The 25,183-nt window shown below is 68.8% G+C and carries 27 protein-coding genes; 5 read left to right on the forward strand and 22 right to left on the reverse strand.

What is annotated here, in order from left to right:
- Positions 1-11: 11 nt before the first annotated feature.
- Genes atzF through TL10_RS13620 form a run of 5 tightly spaced genes read right to left on the reverse strand, consistent with a single transcriptional unit; the run spans position 12 to position 6,810 of the window.
- Positions 12-1,688, reverse strand: a complete 1,677-nt coding sequence (gene atzF / locus TL10_RS13600; RefSeq protein WP_043986031.1) for an allophanate hydrolase — start codon at positions 1,686-1,688, stop codon at positions 12-14.
- Positions 1,688-3,721: a 5-oxoprolinase/urea amidolyase family protein gene (locus tag TL10_RS13605; RefSeq protein WP_043986032.1), complete on the reverse strand. Its 2,034-nt coding sequence runs from the start codon at positions 3,719-3,721 to the stop codon at positions 1,688-1,690. The genes atzF and TL10_RS13605 overlap by 1 nt, the downstream gene beginning before the upstream one ends.
- A 29-nt stretch (positions 3,722-3,750) precedes the next feature.
- Positions 3,751-4,398: an urea amidolyase associated protein UAAP2 gene (locus tag TL10_RS13610; RefSeq protein ID WP_043398463.1), complete on the reverse strand. Its 648-nt coding sequence runs from the start codon at positions 4,396-4,398 to the stop codon at positions 3,751-3,753.
- A complete protein-coding gene (locus TL10_RS13615) occupies positions 4,398-5,267 on the reverse strand; it encodes an urea amidolyase associated protein UAAP1 (protein ID WP_043986033.1) in 870 nt (289 codons plus the stop codon). Before TL10_RS13615 ends, TL10_RS13610 begins: the two co-directional genes overlap by 1 nt.
- Before the next feature lie 34 nt (positions 5,268-5,301).
- Complete coding sequence (locus TL10_RS13620; RefSeq protein WP_043986034.1) at positions 5,302-6,810, reverse strand: amino acid permease; 1,509 nt, start codon at positions 6,808-6,810, stop codon at positions 5,302-5,304.
- A gap of 152 nt (positions 6,811-6,962) precedes the next feature.
- Here TL10_RS13620 and TL10_RS13625 point away from each other — a divergent pair, with 152 nt between their 5' ends.
- On the forward strand, positions 6,963-7,613 hold the full coding sequence (locus TL10_RS13625; protein ID WP_043986035.1) for a TetR/AcrR family transcriptional regulator: 651 nt from the start codon (positions 6,963-6,965) through the stop codon (positions 7,611-7,613).
- Here the strand turns inward: TL10_RS13625 and hisI are convergent.
- From hisI to TL10_RS13670, 9 genes are read right to left on the reverse strand one after another with little or no spacing between them, the layout of a single operon-like run.
- Complete coding sequence (gene hisI / locus TL10_RS13630) at positions 7,610-7,957, reverse strand: phosphoribosyl-AMP cyclohydrolase (RefSeq protein ID WP_043398474.1); 348 nt, start codon at positions 7,955-7,957, stop codon at positions 7,610-7,612. The two genes, TL10_RS13625 and hisI, sit on opposite strands and share 4 nt — an antisense overlap.
- Positions 7,954-8,727 carry an imidazole glycerol phosphate synthase subunit HisF gene (hisF, locus tag TL10_RS13635; protein WP_043398484.1) on the reverse strand — a complete coding sequence of 258 codons (774 nt, stop codon included), beginning with the start codon at positions 8,725-8,727 and terminating at the stop codon, positions 7,954-7,956. The genes hisI and hisF overlap by 4 nt, the downstream gene beginning before the upstream one ends.
- Positions 8,724-9,539 carry an inositol monophosphatase family protein gene (locus TL10_RS13640; RefSeq protein ID WP_234711445.1) on the reverse strand — a complete coding sequence of 272 codons (816 nt, stop codon included), beginning with the start codon at positions 9,537-9,539 and terminating at the stop codon, positions 8,724-8,726. Before TL10_RS13640 ends, hisF begins: the two co-directional genes overlap by 4 nt.
- The gene (gene priA, locus TL10_RS13645; protein WP_043398486.1) at positions 9,536-10,267 is read right to left on the reverse strand and encodes a bifunctional 1-(5-phosphoribosyl)-5-((5-phosphoribosylamino)methylideneamino)imidazole-4-carboxamide isomerase/phosphoribosylanthranilate isomerase PriA; all 732 of its coding nucleotides are present in this window, start codon (positions 10,265-10,267) and stop codon (positions 9,536-9,538) included. Before priA ends, TL10_RS13640 begins: the two co-directional genes overlap by 4 nt.
- The gene (gene hisH, locus TL10_RS13650; RefSeq protein ID WP_043986036.1) at positions 10,264-10,881 is read right to left on the reverse strand and encodes an imidazole glycerol phosphate synthase subunit HisH; all 618 of its coding nucleotides are present in this window, start codon (positions 10,879-10,881) and stop codon (positions 10,264-10,266) included. The genes priA and hisH overlap by 4 nt, the downstream gene beginning before the upstream one ends.
- Positions 10,878-11,486: an imidazoleglycerol-phosphate dehydratase HisB gene (gene hisB, locus TL10_RS13655; RefSeq protein ID WP_043986037.1), complete on the reverse strand. Its 609-nt coding sequence runs from the start codon at positions 11,484-11,486 to the stop codon at positions 10,878-10,880. Before hisB ends, hisH begins: the two co-directional genes overlap by 4 nt.
- Positions 11,483-12,601: a histidinol-phosphate transaminase gene (locus TL10_RS13660; RefSeq protein WP_110789073.1), complete on the reverse strand. Its 1,119-nt coding sequence runs from the start codon at positions 12,599-12,601 to the stop codon at positions 11,483-11,485. Before TL10_RS13660 ends, hisB begins: the two co-directional genes overlap by 4 nt.
- A gap of 31 nt (positions 12,602-12,632) precedes the next feature.
- Positions 12,633-13,961 (reverse strand): histidinol dehydrogenase, encoded by a 1,329-nt coding sequence (gene hisD, locus TL10_RS13665; protein WP_043986038.1) that lies wholly within the window; start codon positions 13,959-13,961, stop codon positions 12,633-12,635.
- A 56-nt stretch (positions 13,962-14,017) separates the two neighbouring features.
- The gene (locus tag TL10_RS13670) at positions 14,018-14,428 is read right to left on the reverse strand and encodes an SRPBCC family protein (protein WP_043398581.1); all 411 of its coding nucleotides are present in this window, start codon (positions 14,426-14,428) and stop codon (positions 14,018-14,020) included.
- A gap of 100 nt (positions 14,429-14,528) precedes the next feature.
- Here TL10_RS13670 and TL10_RS13675 point away from each other — a divergent pair, with 100 nt between their 5' ends.
- Complete coding sequence (locus tag TL10_RS13675; protein WP_110789069.1) at positions 14,529-15,350, forward strand: helix-turn-helix domain-containing protein; 822 nt, start codon at positions 14,529-14,531, stop codon at positions 15,348-15,350.
- A gap of 82 nt (positions 15,351-15,432) precedes the next feature.
- Entirely contained in the window at positions 15,433-15,849 is a 417-nt protein-coding gene (locus TL10_RS13680; RefSeq protein WP_043398498.1) for a nitroreductase family deazaflavin-dependent oxidoreductase, read from the forward strand.
- A 47-nt stretch (positions 15,850-15,896) separates the two neighbouring features.
- On the opposite strand, the gene TL10_RS13685 is transcribed toward TL10_RS13680, so the two are convergent.
- From TL10_RS13685 to TL10_RS13705, 5 genes are all read right to left on the reverse strand, one after another.
- Entirely contained in the window at positions 15,897-16,451 is a 555-nt protein-coding gene (locus tag TL10_RS13685) for a hypothetical protein (RefSeq protein ID WP_051955002.1), read from the reverse strand.
- A gap of 22 nt (positions 16,452-16,473) precedes the next feature.
- A complete protein-coding gene (gene nadC / locus TL10_RS13690) occupies positions 16,474-17,331 on the reverse strand; it encodes a carboxylating nicotinate-nucleotide diphosphorylase (protein ID WP_043986040.1) in 858 nt (285 codons plus the stop codon).
- Positions 17,331-18,929 carry an L-aspartate oxidase gene (locus TL10_RS13695; RefSeq protein ID WP_043986041.1) on the reverse strand — a complete coding sequence of 533 codons (1,599 nt, stop codon included), beginning with the start codon at positions 18,927-18,929 and terminating at the stop codon, positions 17,331-17,333. Before TL10_RS13695 ends, nadC begins: the two co-directional genes overlap by 1 nt.
- Positions 18,930-18,931: 2 nt before the next feature.
- On the reverse strand, positions 18,932-19,945 hold the full coding sequence (gene nadA, locus TL10_RS13700; RefSeq protein ID WP_043398507.1) for a quinolinate synthase NadA: 1,014 nt from the start codon (positions 19,943-19,945) through the stop codon (positions 18,932-18,934).
- 199 nt (positions 19,946-20,144) lie between these two features.
- Entirely contained in the window at positions 20,145-20,945 is an 801-nt protein-coding gene (locus TL10_RS13705; protein ID WP_043986042.1) for a hypothetical protein, read from the reverse strand.
- Positions 20,946-21,147: 202 nt separating this feature from the next.
- On the opposite strand from TL10_RS13705, the gene TL10_RS13710 reads away from it, so the two are divergent.
- Entirely contained in the window at positions 21,148-21,840 is a 693-nt protein-coding gene (locus tag TL10_RS13710; protein ID WP_043398512.1) for an NUDIX hydrolase, read from the forward strand.
- Between the two features lie 87 nt (positions 21,841-21,927).
- Positions 21,928-23,256 carry a lipase family protein gene (locus tag TL10_RS13715; RefSeq protein ID WP_043986043.1) on the forward strand — a complete coding sequence of 443 codons (1,329 nt, stop codon included), beginning with the start codon at positions 21,928-21,930 and terminating at the stop codon, positions 23,254-23,256.
- Here the strand turns inward: TL10_RS13715 and TL10_RS13720 are convergent.
- The 3 genes from TL10_RS13720 to bioB are packed head-to-tail and all read right to left on the reverse strand — an operon-like array spanning position 23,213 to position 25,169.
- Entirely contained in the window at positions 23,213-23,926 is a 714-nt protein-coding gene (locus TL10_RS13720) for a DUF2567 domain-containing protein (RefSeq protein ID WP_052506409.1), read from the reverse strand. The two genes, TL10_RS13715 and TL10_RS13720, sit on opposite strands and share 44 nt — an antisense overlap.
- Positions 23,923-24,162 (reverse strand): biotin synthase auxiliary protein BsaP, encoded by a 240-nt coding sequence (gene bsaP, locus TL10_RS13725; RefSeq protein WP_043398517.1) that lies wholly within the window; start codon positions 24,160-24,162, stop codon positions 23,923-23,925. The genes TL10_RS13720 and bsaP overlap by 4 nt, the downstream gene beginning before the upstream one ends.
- Positions 24,162-25,169, reverse strand: coding sequence for a biotin synthase BioB (gene bioB / locus TL10_RS13730; RefSeq protein WP_043398520.1), 1,008 nt, complete (start codon positions 25,167-25,169; stop codon positions 24,162-24,164). Before bioB ends, bsaP begins: the two co-directional genes overlap by 1 nt.
- Positions 25,170-25,183 lie beyond the last annotated feature (14 nt).

Raw genomic sequence — 25,183 nt, forward strand, 5'->3', positions numbered from 1 at the left:
CTGCCGCTACGTCACTGCGTCGCGAACTCCCGGGACTGCAGATAGGCCCGCCAGCCGCCGAACTCCGAGATGTCCGGCGCCGCGATGGCCCCCTCGTCTGCACACACGAACCCGGTCTCCCAGGACCCGTCGTCGAGCTCGATCGCCGCCAGTCCCATCGGTGTCGGCAGGGCGACCAGGAACTTCCCGAGCGCCGCGGGAGAGAGCGACCAGCGCTCCACCTCAAAGGCCCGCCCACCGCGGGACAGCCGCAGCAGAGCGGGCTTGCCCGACGGCAGCGCCGTCATCCGATAGCTTTCGGCAGTGCGCGCAGGCCCGTCCCACCGCGCCCCGAGATCGTGGAGCTGACCAGCCAGCGGCTGATCCCGCAGATGCGCGCCGGCCACGACCAGCGTCACCGCGCCGGCTCCCGCCCGCTCGGGCCAGGACGCCACTGCACCACGTTCGCCGCCGCTCAGCCGGGCCGCGATGTCGGCCACCACGGCGTCATCGAACGACCGGCCCAGCACCGTCACCCCGAATTGCGCTGTGGTGCCATCGGATTCGACGACCTCGCCGGCCGGGACCGCGACCCCGCACATGTCGAACAGATTGCAGAAATTCGTGTACGTGCCGATCCTCGCGTTGACCGCGACCGGGTCGGCCGCCACCTCGGCGAGCGTCGGCTGCAGCGGCGCGGTGGGCACCAGGAGCGCGTCACACTCCCCCAATACCCGGAATGCCCGGTCCCGCAGGCGATCCAACTCGCGACGGTCGCGCAGCAGCCCCGTCGCGGTGTGGACACTGCCCGCGCTGATGATCGCCGCGACCGTCGGATCCAGCCCGGCGTCGTCGCCGGCAGTGGCGATGAAGTCCCCCACCGCTTCGGTGCGTTCGGCGACCAGCGCGCCGTCGTACAGCAACCGGGCGGCGGCCAGGAAGTCCGTCAGATCGATGGGCACGATCCGCATGCCGGCGGCCCGCGCAGCATCGACCGCCCGCTGGAACGCGACATCCCAGCCGGGAGCCATCGCCGGTAGTTCGGCGGGCACCGCCAGCACCGGGTCCGCAGGGGCGGCGAAGCGGGTCGAGGTGGGCCATGGCCGCTGCGTGGTGGACGCCATCACCGCCATGGCGTCCTCCGCGGTCGCCAGGTCGCGCGCCAGGATCGTCACGCAGTCGTAGCTCGGGCAGGCCGGAACGACGCCGGCGGTCGACACCACACCAATCGTGCCCTTGATCCCGACGAGACCTTGATACCCCGCAGGCACCCGGCCGGATCCCGCAGTGTCCGTGCCGATTCCGAGGTCGGCGGCACCGATGGCCACCGCGACAGCCGAACCCGACGACGAGCCACCTGAAATCCTGTCTGGCCGCCGTGCGTCGCGCACCGCACCGTAGGGGCTTCGGGTGCCGACGAGCCCGGTGGCGAACTGGTCCAGGTTGGTCTTGCCGATCACTACCGCACCGGCTGCGCGCAGTGCCGCCACCACGGGCGCGTCGGTGTCCGGGGTGTACGCGTAGCCCGGGCACGCCGCGGTGGTCGGCAGGCCCGCGACGTCGACGTTGTCCTTGACCGCCAGCAACTGACCGGCCAGCGGGCCTCGCGCCTGCGAAACTTCTTGGCGCACAACGTCCTCGTCGCGCACGGTGACGAAGGCTTCCGGCCGCTGCTCGATGGCCGCGAATGCGGCGCTGATCCGATCCATCAGGCGACTTCCTGTCCTGTTGTGGCGCAAGGTTTCTTGCGTGCGCCGATTTCGCCGCTGGCCTCCCAGCGGGCCCGCTCCTCGTTGCGGGCCATGGTCATCCGCTGTCGCACAGCGGCGATGTCGTCGGCCTCCCGCGATAGGAAGGTCAGATAGTCGGCGATCCGGAACTCGCCGTCGGTGATGTCGACGGTGCCGCGGCCGGCGGCGACGTCGGCGCGCAGGTCGGTGAGTTCCTCGGAGGACACCGGGTACCACGACACCTGGTCGAAGAACCGCAGCAGCCACGGCTGTTCTGGTTCGAAACCCGGTGCCGACAGCGGGAATCGGTGGTTCCACACCTGCGTGGTGCGGCCCATCAGCTGGTAGCCGCCGGGGCCTTCCATGCCGTAGATGCACAGATAGGCACCGCCGATCCCGACCGCGTTCTCGGGGGTCCAGGTGCGGGCCGGGTTGTACTTGGTGGTGACCACCCGGTGCCGGGGATCGACCGGGGTGGCGACCGGGGCACCCAGGTAGACATCCCCCAGGCCGAGCACGAGATAGCTCGCCGCGTGGACGATGTCGAACACCTCCTGCTGGGATTCCAGGCCGTTCATCCGGCGGATGAACTCGATGTTGCTCGGGCACCACGGGGCGTCGTCGCGCACCCCGTTGCGGTACCGGTCGATGGCCAGCCGGACGGTGGGGTCGTCCCAGCTCAACGGCAGCCGTACCGATCGGCTCGGCAGCACCAACCGGTCGACGGGTCCGAGTGCGGACTCGATGTCGAGGACGAACGCCGTCATCGCCTGGTGATCGGTGAGCGCGGCATCGAATTTGACCTGCAGCGAACGGATTCCGGGTGTGAGGTCGGTGATCCCGCGGGGCCGGTGCGCCTCGATCGCGGTGTGCAGGGCGTGCACCCGCGCCCGCAGCACCAGATCCAGCGTCATCGTGCCGTATTCGACCAGGAGGTTGTCATCACCGCTGCGGCGCAACGTCATCGAGGTTGTGCCGTCGCCCGTGACGCCCCGGTGCAACACACCGTCATCGCCGTCACCGCGCGGGCTGCGCACCACCGGTGACGCCGCTCGCCGCGAGGTGCCCAGTGCTGCCAGGGGTGCGGCGGCACTGGCCCGCACGGGAACGAAGCGCACCCGGTCACCGGGGGTGAGCTGCCCGAGCTTCCACCGGTCCGCGGACGCCACCGTCACCGGGCAGACGAAACCGCCCAGGCTGGGTCCGTCCGGGCCGAGCAGGATCGGGGTATCGCCGGTGAAGTCCAGGGCGCCAACCGAATACGGGGTGTCGTGGATATTGGACGGGTGCAGCCCGGCCTCACCGCCGTCGGGCCGGGCCCACTGCGGCTTCGGCCCGACCAGGCGGACGCCCGTGCGGTCCAGGTTGTGGTCCACCAGATACGTGGCCTCGTAGAGGGTTTCGATGTCGGCGCGGGTGAAGAACTCGGGAGCACCATGCGGCCCCTCGGTGACCGCCAGGCGCCATTCGTGCCCGATCGACGGGATCTCCTCGTCGGTGAGTCGGCGCGGACGGCCCACCGCGGCGCCCAGATCGAGCCGGTCACCGGCTGCCAAGGCCCGGCCGCCTGCGCCGAATCGGCCGAGCGTGAACGTCGAGCGCGAACCGAGATATGCCTCGGCCTCGATGCCGCCTGCCACCGCGATGTAGATGCGCATCCCGACGCCCTGCACCGCGCCGATCTCGAGAACGCCGCCCTCTGGGACAGCGATGGGCGCCCACTGCCGCGCCGGCACCCCGTCGAGCGTGACCGATACCGGAGCACCGGTGACGCAGACGACGGTCGCCTCGTCGAATCCCAGTGTGGGACCGGCCATCGTCGCCTCCAGGCCGGGCGCGCCCTCGGCATTACCGACCGCGAGATTGGCCAGCCGCAGTGACAGGTCATCCATCGGCCCTGACGGCGGGACGCCCACCTGCCAGTAGCCGATGCGGCCCGGCCAGTCCTGGACGGTGGTGCTCGGCCCGGGCCGCAGCACGGTGAGCGTCGGGGTATTCGTCGGCAGCGCCATGCGCGTATTCCTTTACGTCCGAACGTCGATCAGAGCGGGCGGGTGACGATCATCCGCACCGGCGTGGGATCGAATCCGTTGCACGGGTTGTTGATCTGCGGGCAGTTGGACACCAGAACCAGGACGTCGGTGTCGGCACGCAGCGCCACCCGGAGCCCCGGTGCCGACAACCCGTCGACGATGCCGAGGGTGCCATCGGCCTCCACCGGCACGTTCATGAAGAAGTTGAGATTCGGTGCCAGATCACGCTTTCCGAGGCCGTACCGGGCGCCTTCGATGAGGAAGTTCTCGACGCAGGCGTGCTGATGCCGGGTGTGGTGGCCGTAGCGCAGCGTGTTGGATTCCTGCGAGCAGGCGCCGCCGACGGTGTCGTGATTGCCCACCTCGTCGGCCACGACCGTCATCAGTGCCGCACCATCGCTGTCCCGCAACACCGTTCCGGTGCTGACGAACAGCGACCGCTGCGCCGTGATGGTGGTCTGTGCGCTGTAGCGCCGGGACGTGTCATGGGCGCCGTAGATCAGCGTGTCGACGGCCTGATTGCCGTGCAGGTCGACGATGGTCAGCACGTCGCCTTCCGCGATGATCGCCGACCAGGGGCCGCGGGCCTCGACGATCTCGTCGAGGATGGTCGTGCCGGCCACCAGTGCGGGGACCGAGTCGATGACAGTGCTCATTAGCTGGCTCCTCCGGTGAGATGCAGTGCGGTCCAGACGTCTTCGGTGTTGCGGTGGGCGCGTTCGTATTCGGGCCCGATGGTGTCGGCGCGAGCGGCCAACGCGGCGAGGTCGTCGGGCGCCGACCAGGCCAGCACCTCCAGATCGGAGGTGCTGAAACTCGGCTCCGGGTCGAGCGGGTGCGCGGTGTTGGCGATCGCCACGATCACCGGCAGGTGCACGATCAGTTCGACTGCCGTGCCGGGACCGGCCGAGCCCGTCGACACCAGTTGGCCCGCATCGTCGGCACGGGCGCCGTGGAAGAACGACACCCCGGGGCCGACGTCACGCGGACCCAGGCCGTGCTTGAGCGCGGCGAGCACCAGCAGCTCCCGGCCGGCCGGGCTGTCCGAGTGCGCGGTGCCGGCCCCGTAGCGGGCTTCGTTCTGCGACCGGGTTGTGGTGCCGCACAGCGCATCGTGGTGACCGGAGGTGTCAGCGACGATGGTCGCCAATACCCGTCCCTGATCATCGAGCAGTGGATGTCCGGTGGCGAGGTACGCCTGCCACGGCACCTTGACGGTGTCGGCGGTGTTGAGCCGCTCCCAGGGGGCGTCGGCGCGCCAGAGCAGCAGGTGTGCACACGCACGGCCCTCGATATCGGTGAGCCGCAACCGGGTTCCGCGGTCCAGCACCTTGCTGGTGTAGCGGCCGCCGGGCACCGTCTCGGCCCAGGTCAGGCGGTCGGCTTCGACGCCGGCGGGCGGTGTCGGCCACAGCGATGCGGGTACGACAGGCATGGCCGCCGTGTGTGCACCGGCCTGCGCACGGGCGTGCGCGCGAGCGGCTGCGGTGGTGGATGTGGTGGTCGATGTGGTGGAAAGACTCACGAGAATCCTTTCGGCAGTGGCTGATTGGCGGACATCAGAGCGTTCCGACGGGGTTCGGATGGGTCCGGCGGTACGGGAAGCACAGGGCACCGAGCGCAACGATCGCGACGATGGTGAACGGCCCGGCCCAAACGAGCAGCGGCATCGTGCCCATCGGGTCGTAGATTTCCGGCCGTGGCCAGGCCAGGTTGATCACCATCGCCACGCCATAGGCGACCGCGAAGAGGTTGACCGGTAGACCCCAGCGTCCCATCGAGAACAGCGGCCGACCGCCGGCGTCGGTGGCCGATGCGTCCCAACGCATTCCCCGCAGCCGGTGGGCCAGCAGCGGTGCGGTCACCAGCAGGTAGGCGATGTAGATCGCGATGATGCAGACGCTGGCGAGCGTGGCGAAGATCGCGGAGTTGCCGACGTTCACCAGGAGCACACCGACACACGCGACACCGACCACGATCGCCGGCGGAATGGGTGTCCCGGTTGCCGGGTTGACGCGGGACAGGAGCGACGAGAACGGCAGCCGCTGATCGCGCGCCATCGAGAACATCAGGCGGGTGGCCGCGGTCTGAATTGCCAAGGTGCAGATGAAGATCGCGATGGCCACGTCGACGAGGAGCAGCGTCCCCCACGGCGACGACAGCACCGCGCCCAGCACGTAGGGCAGGCCCTCGGTCGCGAGGCGACCGTCGGTCAGGCTCGGCGCCGCCATCAGTGCGCCGATGATCATCAGGCCGCCGCCGAGCGCCGAAACCGTCAGTGTCGACCGGATGGTGCGCGGCGCCACACGGCGCGCATCCCGCGTCTCCTCCGCCAGCTCGCCGGCCGAACCGAAGCCGACCATCACGTAGGCGGCCATCAGCCCGGAGGCGATCCAGGCCCAGCCATAGCCCGGACCCGTTGCGCCGGTGTCGAACACGACCTGCGGACCGCGCTGGGCATGGGTGAAGAACACTCCGACGACCGCGATGACACCGACGATCTCGCAGCAGACCCCGATCGTCGCGACCCGCGACATCCAGCGCACCCCGATGCAGTTGATCGTGGTGGTGACCAGCAGCAGCGCCGTACCCAGCAGCACCGCATTGGCCGCGCCGTCCGGCGAGGTGAGGGCGGTGTCGGTGCCGATGATCTGGAATCCCGACCACACCGCCGGCAGCACCACCTGCAGCGCGATGGCCGCGGCGGATGCCGTGATGATCTGGGCCAGAATCATGAACCAGCCACCGAACCAACCGACGACTTCGCCGCCGAGGCGGCGGGCCCACTGATAGATGGCCCCCGAGATCGGGTAGCGGGCGGCCAGTTCGGCGAAGCACAGGGCCACGGCGAACTGCCCGATGAACACCGCCGGCCAGGTCCAGAAGAACGCCGGACCGCCGAAACTGAAGCCGAGACCGAATAATTGGAAGATCGTGGTCAGGATCGACACGAACGAGAAACCGGCCGCGAACGAGGCGAACTTGCCCAGCGAGCGATGCAGCTGTTGGTCGTAGCCGAACTCGGCGAGATCGTCATGATCTGCCGGCGACGTGTTGGTCAATGTCATCCGATCTCGATTCCACAGAGGTCAATACCTGTCAACTGACAGAATTAGGTGTGCCCATGACACGGATGGGTCACCGAAGTTTCCGATGTGGGTCGCGGTGTAACAGTTGGGTTTCACGGGAGCCGACGATGCGCGGGTGGCACAGTAGTGGCATGAGCCGCCCGGGCCGCCCCCGCCACCGCGACGCCTTACGCCCCGGCAGCACCGCCGTCGAGCAGATCCTCGATGCCGCCGGAGAACTGTTCGTGACCAAGGGCTTTACCGTGACCTCGACGCGTTCGATCGCCGAGGCCGTCGGCATCCGTCAGGCCTCGCTGTACCACCACTTCCCCAACAAGGAAGCAATTCTCGAGGCGCTGCTCGATGCGACGGTGGTGCCGTCGCTGGAGTTCGCACGGCGGGTGACCCGGTCCGTGGACGACCCGCGGGTCGCGCTGTGGGCGGTGACGGCCGGCGACGCGGCCAGCCTGTTGTCCGTGCCGTGGAACTTGGGCCGGCTCTATCTACTGCCGGAGGTCGACGGTATCGAGGGCTTCCATGACCGGCGCCGCGAGCTGCACGCCGTGTACCGCGAGCTGGCAGTCGACGTCGTCGGTGGCCGCGACGAGTTCCGCTGCGGCCTCCCGGTGCGCCTGACCGAGACGGTCATCGCGCAGCGCGTCGACGACCCGGGCATCGCCGGTGAGGAAGTGGCCGAGGCCATCGCCGATGCGGCGCTGCGGGTGCTCGGGGTCGATGTCGACGACGCGTTGCGGGCGGCGGGGCGGGCACTGGTCGAGCAGCACCTGCCCGTCCCTGGTTAGGACTCGGGGGCGAGCAGCTGGTCGGCGTCGAAGCAGCTGTGGTCGCCGGTGTGGCAGGCGCCGCCCACCTGGTCGACTTCCAGGAGCACGGCGTCGCCGTCGCAGTCCAGGCGTACCGAGTGCACGTACTGGGTGTGTCCCGACGTCAGGCCCTTGACCCACTGTTCGCCGCGTGAACGGGAAAAGTACGTCGCCTCACGGGTTTCCAAGGTGCGGGCCAGCGCGGCGTCGTCCATCCAGGCGACCATCAGGACGTCGCCGGTGCCGCGCTGCTGCACCACGGCGGTGAACAGACCGGCGTCGTTGCGCTTGATGCGTGCGGCGATTCCAGGATCGAGGCTCATCGCACCGTGATCCCCTCGGCCGCCATCGCCGCCTTCACCTGCCCGATGGTCAGCTCACGGAAGTGGAACACACTGGCCGCCAGCACCGCATCGGCGCCGGCCTGCACCGCAGGCGCGAAGTGGTCGACGGCGCCGGCTCCCCCACTGGCGATCACCGGCACAGTCACGGCGGCCCGCACTGCCCGCAGCATCGCCAGGTCGAACCCGGCCTTGGTGCCGTCGGCGTCCATCGAGTTCAGCAGAATCTCGCCGACCCCGAGTTCGGCTCCGCGCGTTGCCCATTCGACGGCGTCGATGCCGGTACCGCGACGACCGCCGTGGGTCGTCACCTCCCAGCCCGACGGTGTCGGGTCGGAGTCTGCCGGCACGGTCCGCGCGTCGACCGACAGCACGATGCATTGCGAGCCGAACTGCCGCGACAACTCCGACAGCAGTTCCGGCCGGGCGATGGCCGCGGTGTTGACCGAGACCTTGTCGGCGCCGGCCCGCAGCAGGGTATCGACATCCTCGACCGAGCGGACGCCCCCGCCGACAGTCAGCGGGATGAACACCTGCTCGGCGGTGCGGCGCACCACCTCGAGCATGGTCGAGCGGCCCGACGACGACGCGGTGACGTCCAGGAACGTCAGCTCGTCGGCGCCCTCTGCGTCGTACGCGGCGGCCAATTCGACGGGATCACCGGCGTCCCTGAGGTTCTCGAAGTTGACGCCCTTGACCACGCGGCCGCCGTCGACGTCCAGGCATGGGATGACACGGGTTGCGAGACTCACAGGTAATCCTCCGGCACACCAACGGATTTCACGATCTCCAGCATCCTCTCGTGCACGCCGGGAGCTGCGGCCAGTGCCGACTTCGACTCCACCGTCCAGGGCTCACCGGCGAGGTCGGTGACGATGCCACCCGCGGCCCGCACCAACGCCACGCCCGCGGCGTGGTCCCAGATGTGGTGACCGAAACTGATTGCGCCGCCGAGGATGCCGGCGCCGACGTAGGCCAGGTCAAGGCCGGTGGCGCCATGCATCCGCACCCGTGAGCATTCCCGCGTCAGGCTCGACAGGACCGCGTTGCGCCACCGCCCCGGGAACCGGCCCTTCGAATCGATGTTGAAGGTCTGGATACCGATGATCGAGTCGGCCAGCGTGCTCGGCGCCAACGGCGGCAACACCAACTCCCCGTCGCGGACCGGGCCATCGGCGGTCGCGACGTACCGCTGGCCCATGAAGGGCAGCCAGGTCAGGCCGGCGACGGGAGTGCCCCGCCACAGCAGGCCGAGCAGGATCGCCGCCATGGGCGAACCGGCCGCGTAGTTGAACGTGCCGTCGATCGGGTCGAGCACCCACACCAGTTCGGAATCGATGGGCTCGCCACCGAATTCCTCACCGTGCACACCGATCCCGGTCGCCGACGTCAGTGCCGCGACAACCTGGCGCTCGATGGCAAGGTCGATCTCGGTGGCGAAGTCGTTGCCCTTCTTGCGCACCGCCGCGTCCGCCTGATGGCCCGCGATGAACGCAGCGACAGCATCATCGAGCACGCCGGTCGCGGTCGCGACCAGCTCTGCCAACTTCGCCGGTTCGATCACTTCACCGCGGCCAGCGCCTCGGGCAGCGTGAACCGCTCGGCGTACAAGGCTTTTCCGACGATGGCACCCTCGACGCCCTGCCCGGTCAGCGTGGCGATGGCCCGCAGGTCGTCCAGGCTCGACACCCCGCCCGACGCGATGATCGGTGCCTCGGTGCGGCCGGCCACAGTGCTCAGCAGGTCCAGGTTCGGGCCGGTCAGCGTGCCGTCCTTGGTGACGTCGGTGACGACGTAGCGCGAACAGCCTTCGCTATCAAGGCGTTCCAGCACCTCCCACAGGTCGCCGCCGTCGGTCTCCCAGCCACGGCCGCGCAGGCGCCAGCTGCCGTTCTCGAACTGCACGTCCAGACCGACCGCCACGCGGTCGCCGTACTCGCCGATGGCGCGCTTGCACCACTCCGGGCTCTCCAGCGCGGCGGTGCCGATGTTCACGCGGGCGCAGCCGGTGTCCATGGCCGCCTTGAGCGAGGCATCGTCGCGGATGCCGCCGGAAAGCTCCACGGCCACATCGAGTTTGCCGACCACCTCAGCCAGCAGCTCCCGGTTGCTGCCCCGGCCGAACGCGGCATCCAGGTCCACCAGGTGCACCCACTCGGCGCCGTCGCGCTGCCAGGTCTGCGCCGCCTCGAGCGCCGAACCGTAGTCGGTCTCGCTGCCGGCCTTGCCCTGCACCAGCCGCACCGCCTTGCCGTCGACCACGTCAACGGCCGGCAACAAAATCAAACTCATAGCCCCTCAACCCAATTCGCCAACAGCGTCGCACCTGCGTCGCCGCTCTTCTCCGGATGAAACTGTGTCGCCGCCAACGCGCCGTCTTCGACGGCGGCGATGAACGGCACGTGATGCGTGGCCCAGGTGACCTTCGCGTCGGCGTGGCCGCCCCACTGCTGGGCGGCGTACGAATGCACGAAATAGAACCGGGTGTCGGCGTCGAGCCCCTTGAACAGGGTGCTGTCGGCGGCGGCGTCGACGGTGTTCCAGCCCATGTGCGGGATCACCGGCGCGTCGAGCCGGGTGACCTCGCCGGGCCACTGCCCGCAGCCCTCGGTCTGCACGCCGAACTCCACGCCCTTCGAGAACAGGATCTGCATGCCCACGCAGACGCCCAGCACGGGGTGCCCCGCGGCCAGACGGTCGGCGATGATCTGCTCCCCGCCGATCGACCGCAGGCCCGTCATGCAGGCCTCGTAGGCGCCGACCCCGGGCACCACCAGACCGTCCGCGGCGGCGGCAGCCGCAGCGTCAGCGGTCACCTCGACGTCAGCACCCACTCGCTCGAGCGCGCGCTGCGCGGACCGAAGATTGCCCGAACCGTAGTCCAGAACAACAAGTTTCTTTGTCACAGAGTGCCTTTGGTCGACGGCACGCCGGCCACCCGCGGATCGGGCTCGACGGCCTGGCGCAGCGCGCGGGCGACAGCCTTGTACTGCGCCTCGGTGATGTGGTGCGGGTCGCGGCCGTACAGCGTCCGCACGTGCAGCGCGATCTTCGCGTTGAAGGCCAGTGACTCGAAGACGTGCCGGTTGATGACGGTGTGGTACGGCACCGAGGAGCCGGCGATGGTGAAGGACACCATGGACTCCGGCTCACCGGTGTGCACGAAGTACGGACGGCCCGAAACATCGACGGCCGCATGGGCGAGGGTCTCGTCCATCGGGATGAAGGCGTCACCGAACCGGCGGATGCCCTTCTTGTCGCCCAGGGCCTGACCGAGCGCCTGCCCCAGGACGATCGCGGTGTCCTCGACGGTGTGGTGGCCCTCGATCTCGACGTCACCCTTGGCGTGCACGGTCAGATCGAAGCTGGCGTGCGTCCCCAAGGAGGTCAGCATGTGGTCGAAGAACGGCACTCCGGTGCTGATGTCGACCTGGCCGGTGCCGTCGAGGTCGACCTCGACGACGATGCTGGATTCCTTGGTGGTGCGTTCCACGCGGGCGCGGCGGGTCATGAAACTCCTTGTGGGGCTAGTTCCGATGCGGCGAGCTTGGCGCTGACTTCGAGCAGGGCGTCGTTCTCCGAGGCCAACCCGACGGTGGTGCGCAGGAAGCCGGGGATCCCGACGTCACGGATCAGCACGCCGGCGTCGAGGTAGCGCTGCCAGGTCGCCGCGGCGTCGGCGAATTCTCCGAACAGGATGAAGTTGGCGTCACTGGGGATGACCCGGAAACCCAAGTCGGACAACGCCGCAGCTACCCGGTCCCGCTCCGCCGCCAACGTGGCGACGCTGCTGAGGGTCTCATCGGCATGACGCAGCGCCGCGCGCGCGGCCGCCTGCGTCAGCACCGACAGGTGGTAGGGCAACCGCACCAGCAGCATCGCGTCGATCACGGCGGGATCGGCCACCAGGTAGCCCAACCGCCCGCCGGCGAACGCGAAGGCCTTGCTCATGGTGCGGCTGATGATCAGCTTGGCCGGGTACTCGGCCAGCAGCGCGACACCGCTGGGCTGCGACGAGAATTCGCCGTATGCCTCGTCCAGGATCAGCACGCCCGGTGTGACGTCGAGCAACCGCTGCAGATCGTCGAGCGGCACGCTCTGCCCGGTCGGGTTGTTGGGGCTGGTCACGAACACCACGTCCGGCCGCTGTGCGCTGATGGCGGCCACGGCGACGTCGACGTCGAGCCCGAAATCGGTGGCTCGCGTCGCCGACAGCCACTCGGTCTGGGTGCCGTCGGAGATGATCGGGTGCATCGAGTACGACGGCACGAAACCGATGGCGCTGCGGCCCGGCCCGCCGAACGCCTGCAGCAACTGCTGCAGGATTTCGTTGGAACCATTTGCCGCCCAAAGGTTTTCCGCCGTCAGTGCGACACCGGTCTGCGCCTGCATGTACGCGGCCAGATCGGTGCGCAGCGCCATGGCGTCGCGATCCGGGTACCGGTGCAACTCGGCCGCCGCCTCGGCGACCGATGCGGCGACGTCGTCGATCAGCGCCTGGGTGGGCGGGTGCGGGTTCTCATTGGTGTTGAGCCGCACGGGAACCACCAGCTGCGGCGCACCGTACGGCGACTTGCCGCGCAGGTTCTCCCGCAGAGGCAGATCGGACAGGGAAATCTTGCCCATCAGAGCCTTCTGTTCTTCGCGCAAGCGCTCGTCACCGCTCAAACCTCCGGCGTACGGCCTCACCGTGCGCCGGCAGGTTCTCGGCATTGGCCAACGTGATCACGTGCCCCGCAACGTCTTTCAGGGCCGCCTCGGTGTAGTCGACGACGTGGATGCCACGCAGGAACGTCTGTACCGACAGGCCGCTGGAGTGCCGCGCGCAGCCGGCGGTGGGCAGCACGTGGTTGGACCCGGCGCAGTAGTCACCGAGGCTCACCGGCGACCAGGCACCGACGAAAATGGCCCCCGCCGAACGGATTCGGCCGGCCACCTCCGCGGCGTCGACGGTCTGGATTTCCAGGTGCTCGGCGGCGTAGGCGTTCACCACGCGCACGCCGGTGTCGAGATCATCGACGAGCACGATGGCCGACTGCTTGCCATTCAGCGCGACCGTCACCCGCTCGCGGTGCAGCGTGCCGGCAACCTGCGCGGCCACCTCGACATCGGTGGCGTCGGCCAGCTTCTCGCTGGTGGTGACCAGCACGCTGGCCGCCATCTCATCGTGCTCGGCCTGGCTGATCAGGTCAGCGGCGATGTGCACGGCGTCGGCCGAGTGATCGGCCAGGATGGCGATCTCCGTCGGGCCGGCCTCGGCGTCGATGCCCACCTGGGAGCGGCAGATGCGCTTGGCTGCGGTGACGAAGATGTTGCCCGGCCCGGTGATCATGTCGACCGGCGCCAGCTCGTCACCCGTGGTGTCCACGCCGCCGTAGGCCAGCAGCGCGATGCCCTGGGCACCGCCGACGGCCCACACCTCGTCGACCCCCAGCAGGGCGGCGGCGGCCAGGATGGTCGGGTGCGGCAAGCCGCCGTGGTCCTTCTGCGGCGGGCTGGCAATGACCAGCGAGTCGACGCCCGCGGTCTGGGCCGGCACGACGTTCATCACGACGCTCGAGGGGTAGACGGCGTTGCCGCCCGGCACGTACAGCCCGACGCGCTCGACCGGGACCCACCGTTCGGTGACGGTCGCGCCCGGCGCGAGGGTCGTGGTGGTGTCGGTGCGCCGCTGGTCGGCGTGCACGGCGCGGGTCCGCTCGATCGCGACCTCCAGCGCCAACCGCACGTCTGCGGGCAACCGGGTCAGCGCGGCGTCCAGCTCCGCCTTGGGGACGCGCACCGCGGCCGGCCGTACCCCGTCGAAGGTCTCGCCGTATTCGAGGGCCGCCACCGCGCCGCGCTCGACCACGGCGTCGACGATCGGGCGTACCTTGGGCAGCACCGAATCCACGTCGACACCGCCTCGGGGCAGCACGGATCGCAACTCTGCGGCGGTCAGCACACGGTTACGCAGGTCGATACGGGACATCTGTAACTCGGCCATCGAGTCAATTGTCCCTGATCAGTCCAGTTCATAAAAATCCGCCATGACGTGGCGGCCTAGCCGACTGCAGAGTTCTCCAGCGCACTCTTGATGATCGGCGCCGCCTGCTCCATCGCGGCCCGCAGCGGACCCGCGGCTTCGTCGGGCAGGACATCGCGCGACCAGCGGAATCGGCAGCGTTGCGGACCGATGGCTACAACCTGCATCACCGCGTTGTCGTGCGCGGGGCGCGCGGTGTCGCCGATCAGCGAGTAGGCGATCCGGCAATCGGCTTCATGGCGGCTGACCAGGCGTTCTCGGGCGACGAAACCGTCGGCGAACGTCACGACCCGAACATCGCCCTCCGGTTCGGAGGACACCACGAAGCCGGGGGCCATGCGCACCGGGCCGGCCTCCCAGTCCCCGATCACCTGCCATACCTGAGCGCCGTCAGCTACAACATCGAACTCAACGTGAATGAATGCCATGGGATCAGTCTGGGCGGGCGTCCGAGTCGACGTCTTGAACATTCTTGCGGGCTGTCGGTGTTGACCGACGGTGTCGGCCCCTACCGATAACCTCCCTGGCATGTTGACCGCCCAGACACTGGTCGCGCGGCCCGAATTCAGCGTCACGACCTGGCGTTGCACCGGTGGGGATGAGGCGTGGTCCGAGCCCGAGTGCGCGGTCGACGGGCGCGTCGTGCTGGTGCGTTCGGGGAGCTTTCACCGCCGCGGCGCCGGCGGGCCCATCGAACACGATCCGACGCTCGGCTATCTCGGTCAGCCTGGGGAGCGCGAGCATTTCGCCCATCCGCACGGCGGCGACCAGTGCACGTCGGTCCAGCTCGGCAGCGAGAGCTGGTGGCAGCTGGCCGGCGAGCCGCAACGGACCGGGTCCGCGGCGGTCTATGTCGACGCCCGCCTGGAACTGGCACACCGGCGATTGCTGGGCAATGACCGAACCGACCCGGACTATCAGCTCGCCGAGCAACTAGTCCTGCTGGTGGGTGCGGCCCTGCGATCGGCGGCGACGCGGCCGATCCCCGCGTCCGATTCGCCGGCTCACACATCCGAGCGCCGATTGGTTGCGCGAGCCCGTGAAGCGATCCGGCACGGCGACGAGGCCGCCGCCGGACTGTTCCCCCTCGCGGCCGCCCTCGGGGTCTCTCCGTACCGGCTGAGCCGATCGTTCAGCAACGAACTCGGGGTATCGGTGACGCGGTATCGCAATCGGGTTCGGGTCGGACGGGCCCTCGACCACCTGTACCGCGATGACGCCACTCTCGCAGATGTCGCGGCCACTCTGGGATTTGCCGACCAGGCTCACTTCTGTCGCACGCTGCGTGAGCAGACGGGGCACACTCCGACAGCCGTCCGGCGCGAACTGCGCCGCGTTGCCGTGGGTTAGCTGTTCGGTGCGGCAGAACCGTCGCGCGTGCCCGCGCCGGACTATTGTCCGAGAGCAAGCCAAGTCGAATTCGGAGGCGTCAATGTCAAGCCGTCAGGAACACCCCAACAACGCCGCCGGCGTGCCGATGATCTTCCCGGTCTGGTTCGAAAACCTCCAGATCAAGTACATCAATCCGGCGCTGCGCCCGTTGTCCAAGAAGCTGCCGGGGTTCTCGGTCATCAAGCACCGCGGCCGCAAGTCGGGCAAGGAGTTCGAGACCATCGTCACCTCGTACCGCAAGGGCGATGTGCTGGCGATTGGGCTCGCCCACGGCAAGACGAACTGGGTCAAGAACGTGCTGGCCGCCGGCGAAGCCGACATCCACGTCTCGCGCAAGGATCTGCACCTGGTCAATCCGCGAATCCTGCCCGCAGGCACCGACGATCCGTCGCTGCCGCGCATCGCGCGGATCGTCGGGAAGCGCCAGGGCGTGTTCGTCGCCGACATCGCGCACTGACGAACGAGGGCCACGCTGAAATTCAGCGTGGCCCTCGTTGTCAGCCGCTATTTGCAGATGTCGTTGATCTGCTTGCTGTCGGCGCCCGCGTCGTCCAGGCGCACCTTCTGCTGCGGGTCGTCGGTCTGGGAGCCGGCCGTCGCCGCCGCGCCGATGTCCAGCAGCGTGTTCGCGTACTTGCGCGCCGCCGTCGCGAGGTCGGCCGGGGCGGCCGGATCGATCCGGTTCAACAGGTACTGGCCACCGGTGATCAGGGCCAGGCGAGCGTTGGCCGCGACGGCCAGCGCGCCCGTCGTGTCATCCGGCCCGCCGGGGACCGCCAGGTTGGTGTTGATCGCGATGCCCTTGCTGACGGTCTTCATGGCGTCGCAGAGCGCGATCTTGGCCGTGTCCTGCTCGGCCTCGGTGTACGTCTTGGCCTGATGCTTCACCGCGTACAGGGCGTAGCCGCCGATGGCACCGGCGATCAGGCCGATGACCACGGCCGCAATCGCGATGATCTGCGTGACGGACATGGAACCCGAATCCGACGTCGTGTCGGTGTCCTTGGCAGCTTTGCTCAGCGTGGTGGTCTTGTCTTCGGTCTTCTCGTCTTCCGCCATGACCGTGATAGTAACGGCCGAGCTAGGTATCGAGGCCGACGTCGAGCACCCGTACCGAATGTGTCAGGGCGCCGATGGCGAGGTAGTCAACGCCGGTCGAGGCGTAGGCCGCGGCCGAATCCAGGCTCAGCCCGCCCGACGACTCGAGCTTGGTGCCGGGCGCGCGGGCGTCGCGGCGCTGCACCGCGATCTGCGTCTGCCAGACCGGGAAGTTGTCCAGCAACACCAATTCGACGTTCTCGCCGAGGATTTCGTCGAGCTGCTCGAGCGAATCCACTTCGACCTCGCACGGCAGGTCCGGCGCCATGTTGCGCACCGCCTGTAGGGCTGCGAGCACCGATCCGGCGGCCGCGACGTGGTTGTCCTTGATCAGCGCGGCATCGCCGAGCCCCAGCCGGTGGTTGACGCCGCCGCCGACGCGCACCGCGTACTTCTGCAGTAACCGCAAACCGGGCAAGGTCTTTCGGGTGTCGCGGATGGCCGTGTCGGTGCCGGCGACCTCCTGGACCCAGCGGGCCGTCTCCGAGGCGATCCCCGACAGGTGGCAGACGATGTTGAGCATGGTGCGTTCGGCGGTCAGCAGAGCCCGCGTCGGTGCCTCGACAGTGAGCACCGCGTCGCCGGGTTTGACCTCGGCGCCGTCCTCTGCGCGGTCCCGGATCTGATAGGCACCCGCGCCGATCACCTTGTCCAGCACCAACACCGCGATGTCCAGGCCCGCGATGACGCCCGGCTGCCGCGACACCATCGATGCAATGGTGGTGGCGTCGGCAGGCACCGTCGCCGCCGACGTGACGTCGGGCCCGTAGCGCAGATCCTCATCGAGCGCGCGATCGATGATCGCGTGCGCGTCTGCCAGTTCCGCTGTAGTCAATGCCATCAGTTACACACTCCTATCGGCAGGGCGGCCAGCGCGCGCCCGGCGGCGTCCAGCCGCACATCGATCGACACCCCGAACGCCGGATCGCGGTCCGGCCGGTCGCTTCGGTGGTGGCAGCCACGGGATTCGGCGCGGGCCGCCGCTGCCGCGGCCACCGCCGACGCCGTCACGGTCAGGGCCGCATCCTCGACGGCCGTGCGATCCGACATGGCCGTGCCACGGGCGCCGGCGAGCAACTCGCCCAGCTGCCCCAGGCCGGCCGCATCGCGCACCACCGACGCGTACCGCGTCATGCCGCGTTGCAGCGCATCGCGATCCAACGCCGGCCGCTTGCCCAAATCAGGTTCAGGCACCCGGTTTCCGCCGGCACTGCGAGCCCGCTCCGCTGCCGCGCGACCGGCCCGGCCACCGACCACCAGCCCTTCGAGCAGGCTGTTGGAGGCCAGCCGGTTACCGCCGTGCATACCGGTGCGGCCCACCTCGCCGGCGGCGTACAAACCGGCCATCTCGGTGCGCCCGTACACGTCGGTGACCACGCCGCCGCAGCTGTAGTGCGCGCCCGGTACCACCGGAATCGGTTGGCGCGCAGGATCGATACCGGCAGCCAGACAGGCGGCGGTCACTGTCGGGAACCGGGCGGCGACATCGGAGACGCCGCGGGCATCGAGGTAGACGTAGTCGTCGCCGGTGGCGGCCAGGCGCGCATCGATGGCGGCGGCCACCACGTCGCGCGGCGCCAGATCACCCATCGGATGGACGCCGTCGGTCACCGAGTCGCCGCGGCGGTCACGCAGGATCGCGCCTTCGCCACGCAGCGCTTCGGTGATCAGCGGGCAACGACCGCCGGCCGCGCCGGTGTACAGCATCGTGGGGTGGAACTGGACGAATTCGATGTCACGGACCGGCAATCCGGCGCGCAGCGCCAGGGCGATACCGTCGCCGGTGGATCCGTCGGGGTTGGTCGTCGCGGTGTACAGCTGGCCCAGTCCGCCGGTCGCCAGAATGACCGATGGCGCCGTCAGCACACCGGGTCCTTCCGGGCTCAGGACCAGCAGCCCGCTGACCGCTCCGTCGTGGTGCAGTACCTGCAGCGCAACATGATTGGGCCGGATGTCCAGCGTCTGCGTCGCGGCGGCCAGCGCGCGCTGGACCTCAGCGCCGGTGGCGTCGCCGCCGGCGTGGATGATGCGGCGGCGGCTGTGCCCGCCCTCGCGGGTCAGCGCCCAGTCCCCCGGTCCGACCTCGTCGAAAGCCGCACCGGCGCCGACCAATTCGCGCACCGCGGCATAGCCGTCGGCGACGATCGAGGTGACCGCCTCGATGTCACACAGACCAGCACCGGCCGCGACGGTGTCGGCGACGTGCGCCTGCACCGAGTCATCGGTGTCAGGGATGACGACTGCGATGCCGCCCTGGGCGTACGCGGTGGCCGTCTCGCCGGACTTGCCGACGACCACGACCCGGCTACCGGCCAGCTGAGCGGCACGGGCGGCCGCCAGGCCGGCCACACCCGTGCCGACAACGACGACGTCGGCACGTTGGCGCCAGTAGCCCCGTCCGCCGCACGCGCCCAGCGGACGGGCCGCGTGGAGGCTCACCGCTACTCCCCGCCGCCGGGCTGCCCGATCCCGATCATGCGCTGCACACTCAACCGAGCTGCGGCTGCGACATCCTCGTCGACGTTGACTTCGTCGGCACCGTCCCGCAGGCAGCGCAGCAGCGCGGCCGGCGTGATCATCTTCATGTACGGGCAGGAGGCCCGATCGTTGACGGCGAGAAACTCGGTTTCCGGTGCGGCACGGCGCAACTGGTGCAGCATGCCGATCTCGGTGGCGACCAGGACCTGCTTGGCCGTGGTCGCCCGGGCGGCGTCGAGCATGCCGCCGGTCGACAGGATCTTTACCCGGTCGTCCGGCACGGCACCCTCGCCGGCCAGGTACAGAGCCGAGGTGGCGCAACCGCATTCGGGGTGCACGAACAGTTCGGCATCGGGGTGCGAGCGGGCCTGGTCGGCGAGTTCGTCACCGTTGATGCCGGCGTGCACGTGGCATTCCCCGGCCCAGATGTGCAGGTTGTCCCGTCCGGTCATCCGGCGGACGTGCGCGCCGAGGAACTGGTCGGGGCAGAACAGCACGGTCTTGTCCGCCGGGATCGAGGCGACCACCTCGACAGCGTTGGACGACGTGCAGCAGATGTCGGTGAGGGCTTTGACCGCCGCGGTGGTGTTCACGTAGGACACCACGACCGCGTCCGGGTAGTCGGCCTTCCAGGCCCGCAGGTCGTCCGCGGTGATCGAATCGGCCAGCGAGCAGCCTGCCCGCTGATCCGGAATCAGCACGGTCTTGGCCGGTGACAGGATCTTGGCGGTCTCGGCCATGAAGTGCACACCGCAGAACACGATGGTGCCCTCCGCGGCGTCCGCGGCGATGCGCGACAGCGCCAGCGAGTCGCCCACGTGGTCGGCGATGTCCTGAATCTCGGGCAGCTGGTAGTTGTGCGCGAGGATCGTGGCGTTGCGTTCTTTCGCCAGGCGGCGCACCTCGTCCGCCCACTGCGCGTCGGCGACCACGTCGCCGAAACCTTCGAACTCCGCCGGTCGGTCCAGAACCGTCATGGCCGTCTCCTTTGAACCTGGCCAGGTTTTCGACTTATGATCGAAAACATGCCACATACTAGCACTGCACACGAGAAGTTCACCTTGGTGTACCGCGCGCGACCCCAAAGGACCTGAAAGCCGTCCAGCGCGAACTGGCCGCGCCGCGAGCAGTCGATCTGGCGCACTTCGGGAAAACGGCTCAGCTACCTACGAGGCGTCAGGACGATTCTGGATAGTTCTGCCAGGTCTGTTGCGTCTGGACGGCGATGGCGTCGTTCGCAGTTCCACTGCCGTCCCAAAGGCCCCGGCCGGCAACCAGCACGATGGGCCAGAAGTGGGCGGCGACATCACGCACCTGGCGGATCGGGATTCCCCTGGATACGGCGGCGTAGTGCAGCCAGTAATCGTCAGCCCGCGGGCATACGTGGACGAACGCCTCGCCGCGATCCCGCAGCGCCCCAAGCAGTTCCGGAGGGTAGGCGACACCGGATACGCCTGTCGCGAATACCGTTTCGGATGCTTCGGTCGTGGTGCACATCGGCCAGGTGCCGTACGGGCCATCGCTCCTGATGCGCGCGCGAAAAGCGGTGACCTCGCCGGGCCGATGCGCCGCGAGCAGCTCCGCGAGCCAGGTGGGCGGGTAGTAGACGTCGTCGTCCGCTGTGACAAGAGTGCAGTCGGGTTCGTCCGGCAGTATCTCGTTGACGTACGGAAAGTACTTCTTGTGTGGTCCGTAGTCGCGGCAGTGACGAATTTCCAACCCGCGTGCCTGCAAGCGTTTCAAGGTTGCCGGCGGATCGAGATACGCGTCGCGGTCATCCAGCCAGAGGATCAGGCGGCGTGGCTTCACAGCACCGGCACCGATGGTCTCAATCGTTTGCCACACCGTCGAAATCCGCTTGCCGTAACTCGTCAACGACACGTTGGCGGCACCGGTGCCGACGACGAGTTCAAGGGACCTGTGGTTTCTCACGCTCAGTCGCGAACACAGTGTGCCGAACTCCGCAAAGGTCAACATCCACCCGAGCGGATCCGTCGGGTCAACACCACTATTGCGCATGGCCCCCGGCCCTCTCCCCACGTAACGACCATGAAGTTTGCTGGAATCGCGCCTGGTCAGTCTAACTACTGGGCGGCACCTGCGCCGGTTACAGCGAGGGCCACCCACCGCCCCGGCGGACGCTTTTGAACTCCGATGTTTTCGACTTAAAATCGAAAACGTGACGGATGTGGGTACTGCGCATGAAGTGCTCGCCGTCGTGTTTCAGGTACGCCTCCTCGACGGAAAGAAACCGCAGCTCAGTGTTCTGTTGTGGGAGCGCGCCATGGAGCCGCAGCGTGGCGCATGGTCCCTCCCCGGCGGCCAGCTGCGGCACGACGAAGACCTGATCAGTTCGGTCCGGCGCCAACTCGCCGAGAAGGTCGATCTGCGTCAGCTGACCCATCTCGAGCAGCTCGCGGTCTTCTCCGAGCCCAAACGCGTGCCCGGCCCACGCACCATCGCCTCGACCTTCCTGGGCCTGGTGCCCTCCCCCGCAACACCCGAACTCCCGAGCGACACGCGCTGGCACCCCGTGTCGGCACTGCCTCCCATGGCCTTCGACCACCGCCCGATGATCACGCACGCCCACACCCGGCTGGTGGCCAAAATGTCCTATACCAACATCGGATTCGCCTTGGCGCCAAAGGAATTCACCCTGACCACGCTGCGGGACATCTACGCCGCCACGCTGGGCCACCCGGTGGACCCGACCAATCTGCAGCGCGTGCTCGGCCGGCGCGGCGTCATCACCCCGACCGGCACCACGGCCCGCTCCGGACGCAGCGGCGGCCGCCCAGCCGCGCTGTACCGGTTCACCGACTCGACATATCGCGTTACGGACGAGTTCGCCGCCTTACGCCCACCTGGTTAACCTACGGGTCGTGACGTAGGTCACTTTCCGGCCACATTTCGCGAGCCAGAATTGGTTTTTAAGGGTTCCTTAAGACATGATCTCTCGATGACCATGGGCAATGCAGCCAGGGCGTTCGACGCCGAGTGGATCGGCCAGCCGTACCACGAGGAACTCCAGTCCGGCACCCGCCCACTGCGCCCCAGCGACGACGCGTTCTACGTCGCGCCCGTCGGCTTCGAGCACACCGCACCCGGCACCGTCCTGCGCTCGCGCGACGTCGAGCTCGGCTTCATGGGCGTGATCCCCCAGGGCGTCACCGCCACGCAGCTGCTGTACCGCAGCACCGACCTCAACGGCACCCCGCAGGCCGCGGTCACCACCGTCCTGCTGCCCGTCGGGCACAACCCGAACACCCGCCGCCCGATCGTCTCCTACCAGTGCGCCATCGACGCCGTCTCCGACGCCTGCTTCCCGTCGTACGCGCTGCGCCGCCGCACCCGGGCCCTCGGCTCCGTGGCACAGCTCGAATACGTGCTCGTGGCCGCGGTTCTCGCGCAGGGCTGGGCGGTGTCCGTGCCCGACCACGAAGGCACCGACGGCATCTGGGGCGCCCCGCACGAACCCGGCTACCACATCCTCGACGGCCTGCGCGCCGCCATCAACACCGAATCCCTCGGCTTGTACGCCGACGCGCCGATCGGCCTGTGGGGCTACTCCGGCGGCGGCCTCGCCAGCGCCTGGGCCGCAGAGGAATACGCCAACTACGCGCCCGAGCTCAACGTCGTCGGCGCGGCCCTCGGCTCGCCGGTTGCCAACCTGGGCAACGTCTTCCGCCAGCTGAACGGCACCTCCAAGGCCGGCCTGCCGGCCACCGTCATCGCGGCGCTCATGCACGTCTACCCGGGCCTGAACCGCGTCATCAACGAGCACGCCACCGAGGCCGGTAAGGCCATGCTGCGCAACATCGAGGACATGACCACCGCCGAGGCGGTCTTCCGGCATGCCGGCCTCGACATGGACAGCCTGCTGAAGTCGCCGCTGCAGGAAGTGCTCGACACGCCTGAGGTGCAGCACGTCTTCGAGGCCATCAAGCTCGGCAAGACCGCGCCGACGCCGCCGCTGCTGGTGATGCAGGCCGTGCACGACCAGATCATCAACGTCGGGAACATCGACGAGCTGACCGACACCTACGTCATGGGCGGCTCGCACGTCACCTACCACCGAGACATCCTCAGCGAGCACATCGTCCTGCACCCGCTGGCTGCGCCGATGACGCTGAGCTGGCTCGCCGACCGGTTCGACGGCAAACCGCTGGGCCCCACCGTGCGTACCTCGTGGCCGGCCCTGCTGAACCCGGCGACCTACCTCGGCCTGATCAAGCTGGGCGTCGTCAGCACGAAGGTTCTGCTGGGACTTCCGGTTGGGCGTCGGTAGCGGCGGGAGCCGCGGCAACCGGTAGCCGGACGGGCACCCACTCCACCGGCGGCCACGCGCCCAGATCGTCGCGCTTGGTCGCCAGCGTGCAGAACAGATAGACCAGCGCGGCGATGCCGGCCGGGAAGAACAGCGTCGCCGCGATCACCCACGGCGAGTGCCCGAAGAACACCGGCGGCGCCTCGACCAGGTAGCCCACCCGATGCTCGGGAGACAGCGGCGCACCCGCAATGTCGGGAGTCCCGTACCGCCAATGGGCAACGGCCGCACCGACACCCGCGAGCGCCCCTGCGGCAGCCACATTGCCGAGCGCCAGCGCACCGGCCAGGACCGGCCCACGATGCGCGCGCCACTGCCACACCAGCGTCGCCGCCACCACGGCGATCACCGTCAGCAGACCGACGGCCAGCGCACCACCCATGAACACCCGGTCCGACTCGTCGCCGAAGTACCCGTGGATGCGCTGACCCTTCTTGGTCAACGCGACGACGGCGTCCACCGGCGGCGCCAGAAACGCCCACAGCAGGCCGCCGAGCGCGCCGGCCAACGTCAGGCCGACGACGACCCGCAGCGCTGCCGCGCGATGCGAAAGCTTCGGCGGCTCAAGGGTTTCGGCGCTCTGCGCGAAATTCTGCTCGTCGCGCCGGCGCTCGTCGCCGCCGTCGGTCATCGCTGGGTCTCCAGGTCCTTCGAGTCCACCACCCCGTGCCGCGAGCACTTCGCCCACCAACCGTCGGGGCGCACCTGCACCACCATGCGGCGGCCGCATTCGGCACAGAACCGGGGCGCCTCCAGGCCGAGCTGGGCCGTGGTCGGCATGACGGCGCCGTCGACGGCATCCGCCGCGACACCGGTGTAGACGTTGAACTTGCCGGCACTGACCGGTGCGGGCAATTCGCGAGTCATCACAGTGTGGCGTTGAGGGCCTTGATCGGCATCTGCAGATCGTCCAGCAGTTCCAGATCGGACTCGGCCGGGCGACCCAGCGTGGTCAGGTAGTTGCCGACGATGACGGCGTTGATGCCGCCCAGGATGCCCTGCTTGGCGCCCAGATCACCGAGGGTGATCTCGCGACCACCGGCGAAGCGCAACATGGTGCGCGGCATGGCCAGACGGAACGCTGCGACGGCGCGCAGCGCGTCGGCGGCCGGCAGCACCTCAAGGTCACCGAACGGGGTACCCGGACGCGGGTTGAGGAAGTTCAGCGGCACCTCGTGCGGGTTCAGCTCGGCCAGGTTCGCGGCGAACTCGGCACGCTGCTCCAGGGTCTCGCCCATGCCGAGGATTCCGCCGCAGCAGACCTCCATGCCGGCCTCGCGAACCATCTCGAGGGTCTTCCAGCGCTCTTCCCAGGTGTGGGTGGTGACGACGTTCGGGAAGTACGACTTCGAGGTCTCCAGGTTGTGGTTGTAGCGGTGCACACCCATGGCCTTGAGCCGGTCGACCTGCTCCTGATCGAGCATGCCGAGCGAGCACGCGATCTGGATGTCGACCTCATTGCGGATGGCCTCGATGCCGGCGGCGACCTGCGCCAACAGGCGCTCGTCGGGCCCGCGCACCGCGGCGACGATGCAGAACTCGGTCGCACCGGTCTTGGCGGTCTGCTTCGCGGCCTCGACCAGGCTCGGGACGTCCAGCCAGGCGCTACGCACCGGCGAGGCGAACAGGCCCGACTGCGAACAGAAGTGGCAGTCCTCAGGGCAGCCGCCGGTCTTGAGGCTGATGATGCCCTCGACCTCGACCTCGGGACCGCACCACTTCATGCGCACGTCGTGCGCCAGGGCCAGCAGGTCCTCCAGCCGGTCGTCGGGCAGCTGCAGAACCTCGAGCACCTGCTCTTGGCTCAGGCCTTCGCCACGCTCGAGCACCTGCTCGCGGGCTACACCCAAAACATCGGTCGTGGCCTGAGTCATCGGCACTCCTTACT

This window comes from Mycolicibacterium llatzerense, from assembly GCF_000878195.1.
GTDB classification, from domain to species: domain Bacteria; phylum Actinomycetota; class Actinomycetes; order Mycobacteriales; family Mycobacteriaceae; genus Mycobacterium; species Mycobacterium llatzerense.

Bases quoted from the DNA above. Each gene is read 5' to 3' on its own strand.
- TL10_RS13605 (WP_043986032.1), bottom strand. From the start codon at position 3,721: ATGGCGCTGCCGACGAATACCCCGACGCTCACCGTGCTGCGGCCCGGG.
- hisB (WP_043986037.1), bottom strand. From the start codon at position 11,486: ATGACCCGCCGCGCCCGCGTGGAACGCACCACCAAGGAATCCAGCATC.
- TL10_RS13610 (WP_043398463.1), bottom strand. From the start codon at position 4,398: ATGAGCACTGTCATCGACTCGGTCCCCGCACTGGTGGCCGGCACGACC.
- nadA (WP_043398507.1), bottom strand. From the start codon at position 19,945: ATGACGGTTCTGGACCGACCGGCGGAGTTCGAAGGTTTCGGCGACGTG.
- hisI (WP_043398474.1), bottom strand. From the start codon at position 7,957: ATGAGCCTCGATCCTGGAATCGCCGCACGCATCAAGCGCAACGACGCC.
- atzF (WP_043986031.1), bottom strand. From the start codon at position 1,688: ATGGATCGGATCAGCGCCGCATTCGCGGCCATCGAGCAGCGGCCGGAA.
- TL10_RS13670 (WP_043398581.1), bottom strand. From the start codon at position 14,428: ATGGCATTCATTCACGTTGAGTTCGATGTTGTAGCTGACGGCGCTCAG.
- TL10_RS13720 (WP_052506409.1), bottom strand. From the start codon at position 23,926: ATGACCGACGGCGGCGACGAGCGCCGGCGCGACGAGCAGAATTTCGCG.
- TL10_RS13660 (WP_110789073.1), bottom strand. From the start codon at position 12,601: ATGGGCAAGATTTCCCTGTCCGATCTGCCTCTGCGGGAGAACCTGCGC.
- bsaP (WP_043398517.1), bottom strand. From the start codon at position 24,162: ATGACTCGCGAATTGCCCGCACCGGTCAGTGCCGGCAAGTTCAACGTC.
- priA (WP_043398486.1), bottom strand. From the start codon at position 10,267: ATGAGTTTGATTTTGTTGCCGGCCGTTGACGTGGTCGACGGCAAGGCG.
- nadC (WP_043986040.1), bottom strand. From the start codon at position 17,331: ATGGCATTGACTACAGCGGAACTGGCAGACGCGCACGCGATCATCGAT.
- TL10_RS13620 (WP_043986034.1), bottom strand. From the start codon at position 6,810: ATGACATTGACCAACACGTCGCCGGCAGATCATGACGATCTCGCCGAG.
- bioB (WP_043398520.1), bottom strand. From the start codon at position 25,169: ATGACTCAGGCCACGACCGATGTTTTGGGTGTAGCCCGCGAGCAGGTG.
- TL10_RS13675 (WP_110789069.1), top strand. From the start codon at position 14,529: ATGTTGACCGCCCAGACACTGGTCGCGCGGCCCGAATTCAGCGTCACG.
- TL10_RS13715 (WP_043986043.1), top strand. From the start codon at position 21,928: ATGACCATGGGCAATGCAGCCAGGGCGTTCGACGCCGAGTGGATCGGC.
- TL10_RS13680 (WP_043398498.1), top strand. From the start codon at position 15,433: ATGTCAAGCCGTCAGGAACACCCCAACAACGCCGCCGGCGTGCCGATG.
- TL10_RS13625 (WP_043986035.1), top strand. From the start codon at position 6,963: ATGAGCCGCCCGGGCCGCCCCCGCCACCGCGACGCCTTACGCCCCGGC.
- TL10_RS13705 (WP_043986042.1), bottom strand. From the start codon at position 20,945: ATGTTGACCTTTGCGGAGTTCGGCACACTGTGTTCGCGACTGAGCGTG.
- TL10_RS13685 (WP_051955002.1), bottom strand. From the start codon at position 16,451: ATGGCGGAAGACGAGAAGACCGAAGACAAGACCACCACGCTGAGCAAA.
- hisD (WP_043986038.1), bottom strand. From the start codon at position 13,961: ATGGCCGAGTTACAGATGTCCCGTATCGACCTGCGTAACCGTGTGCTG.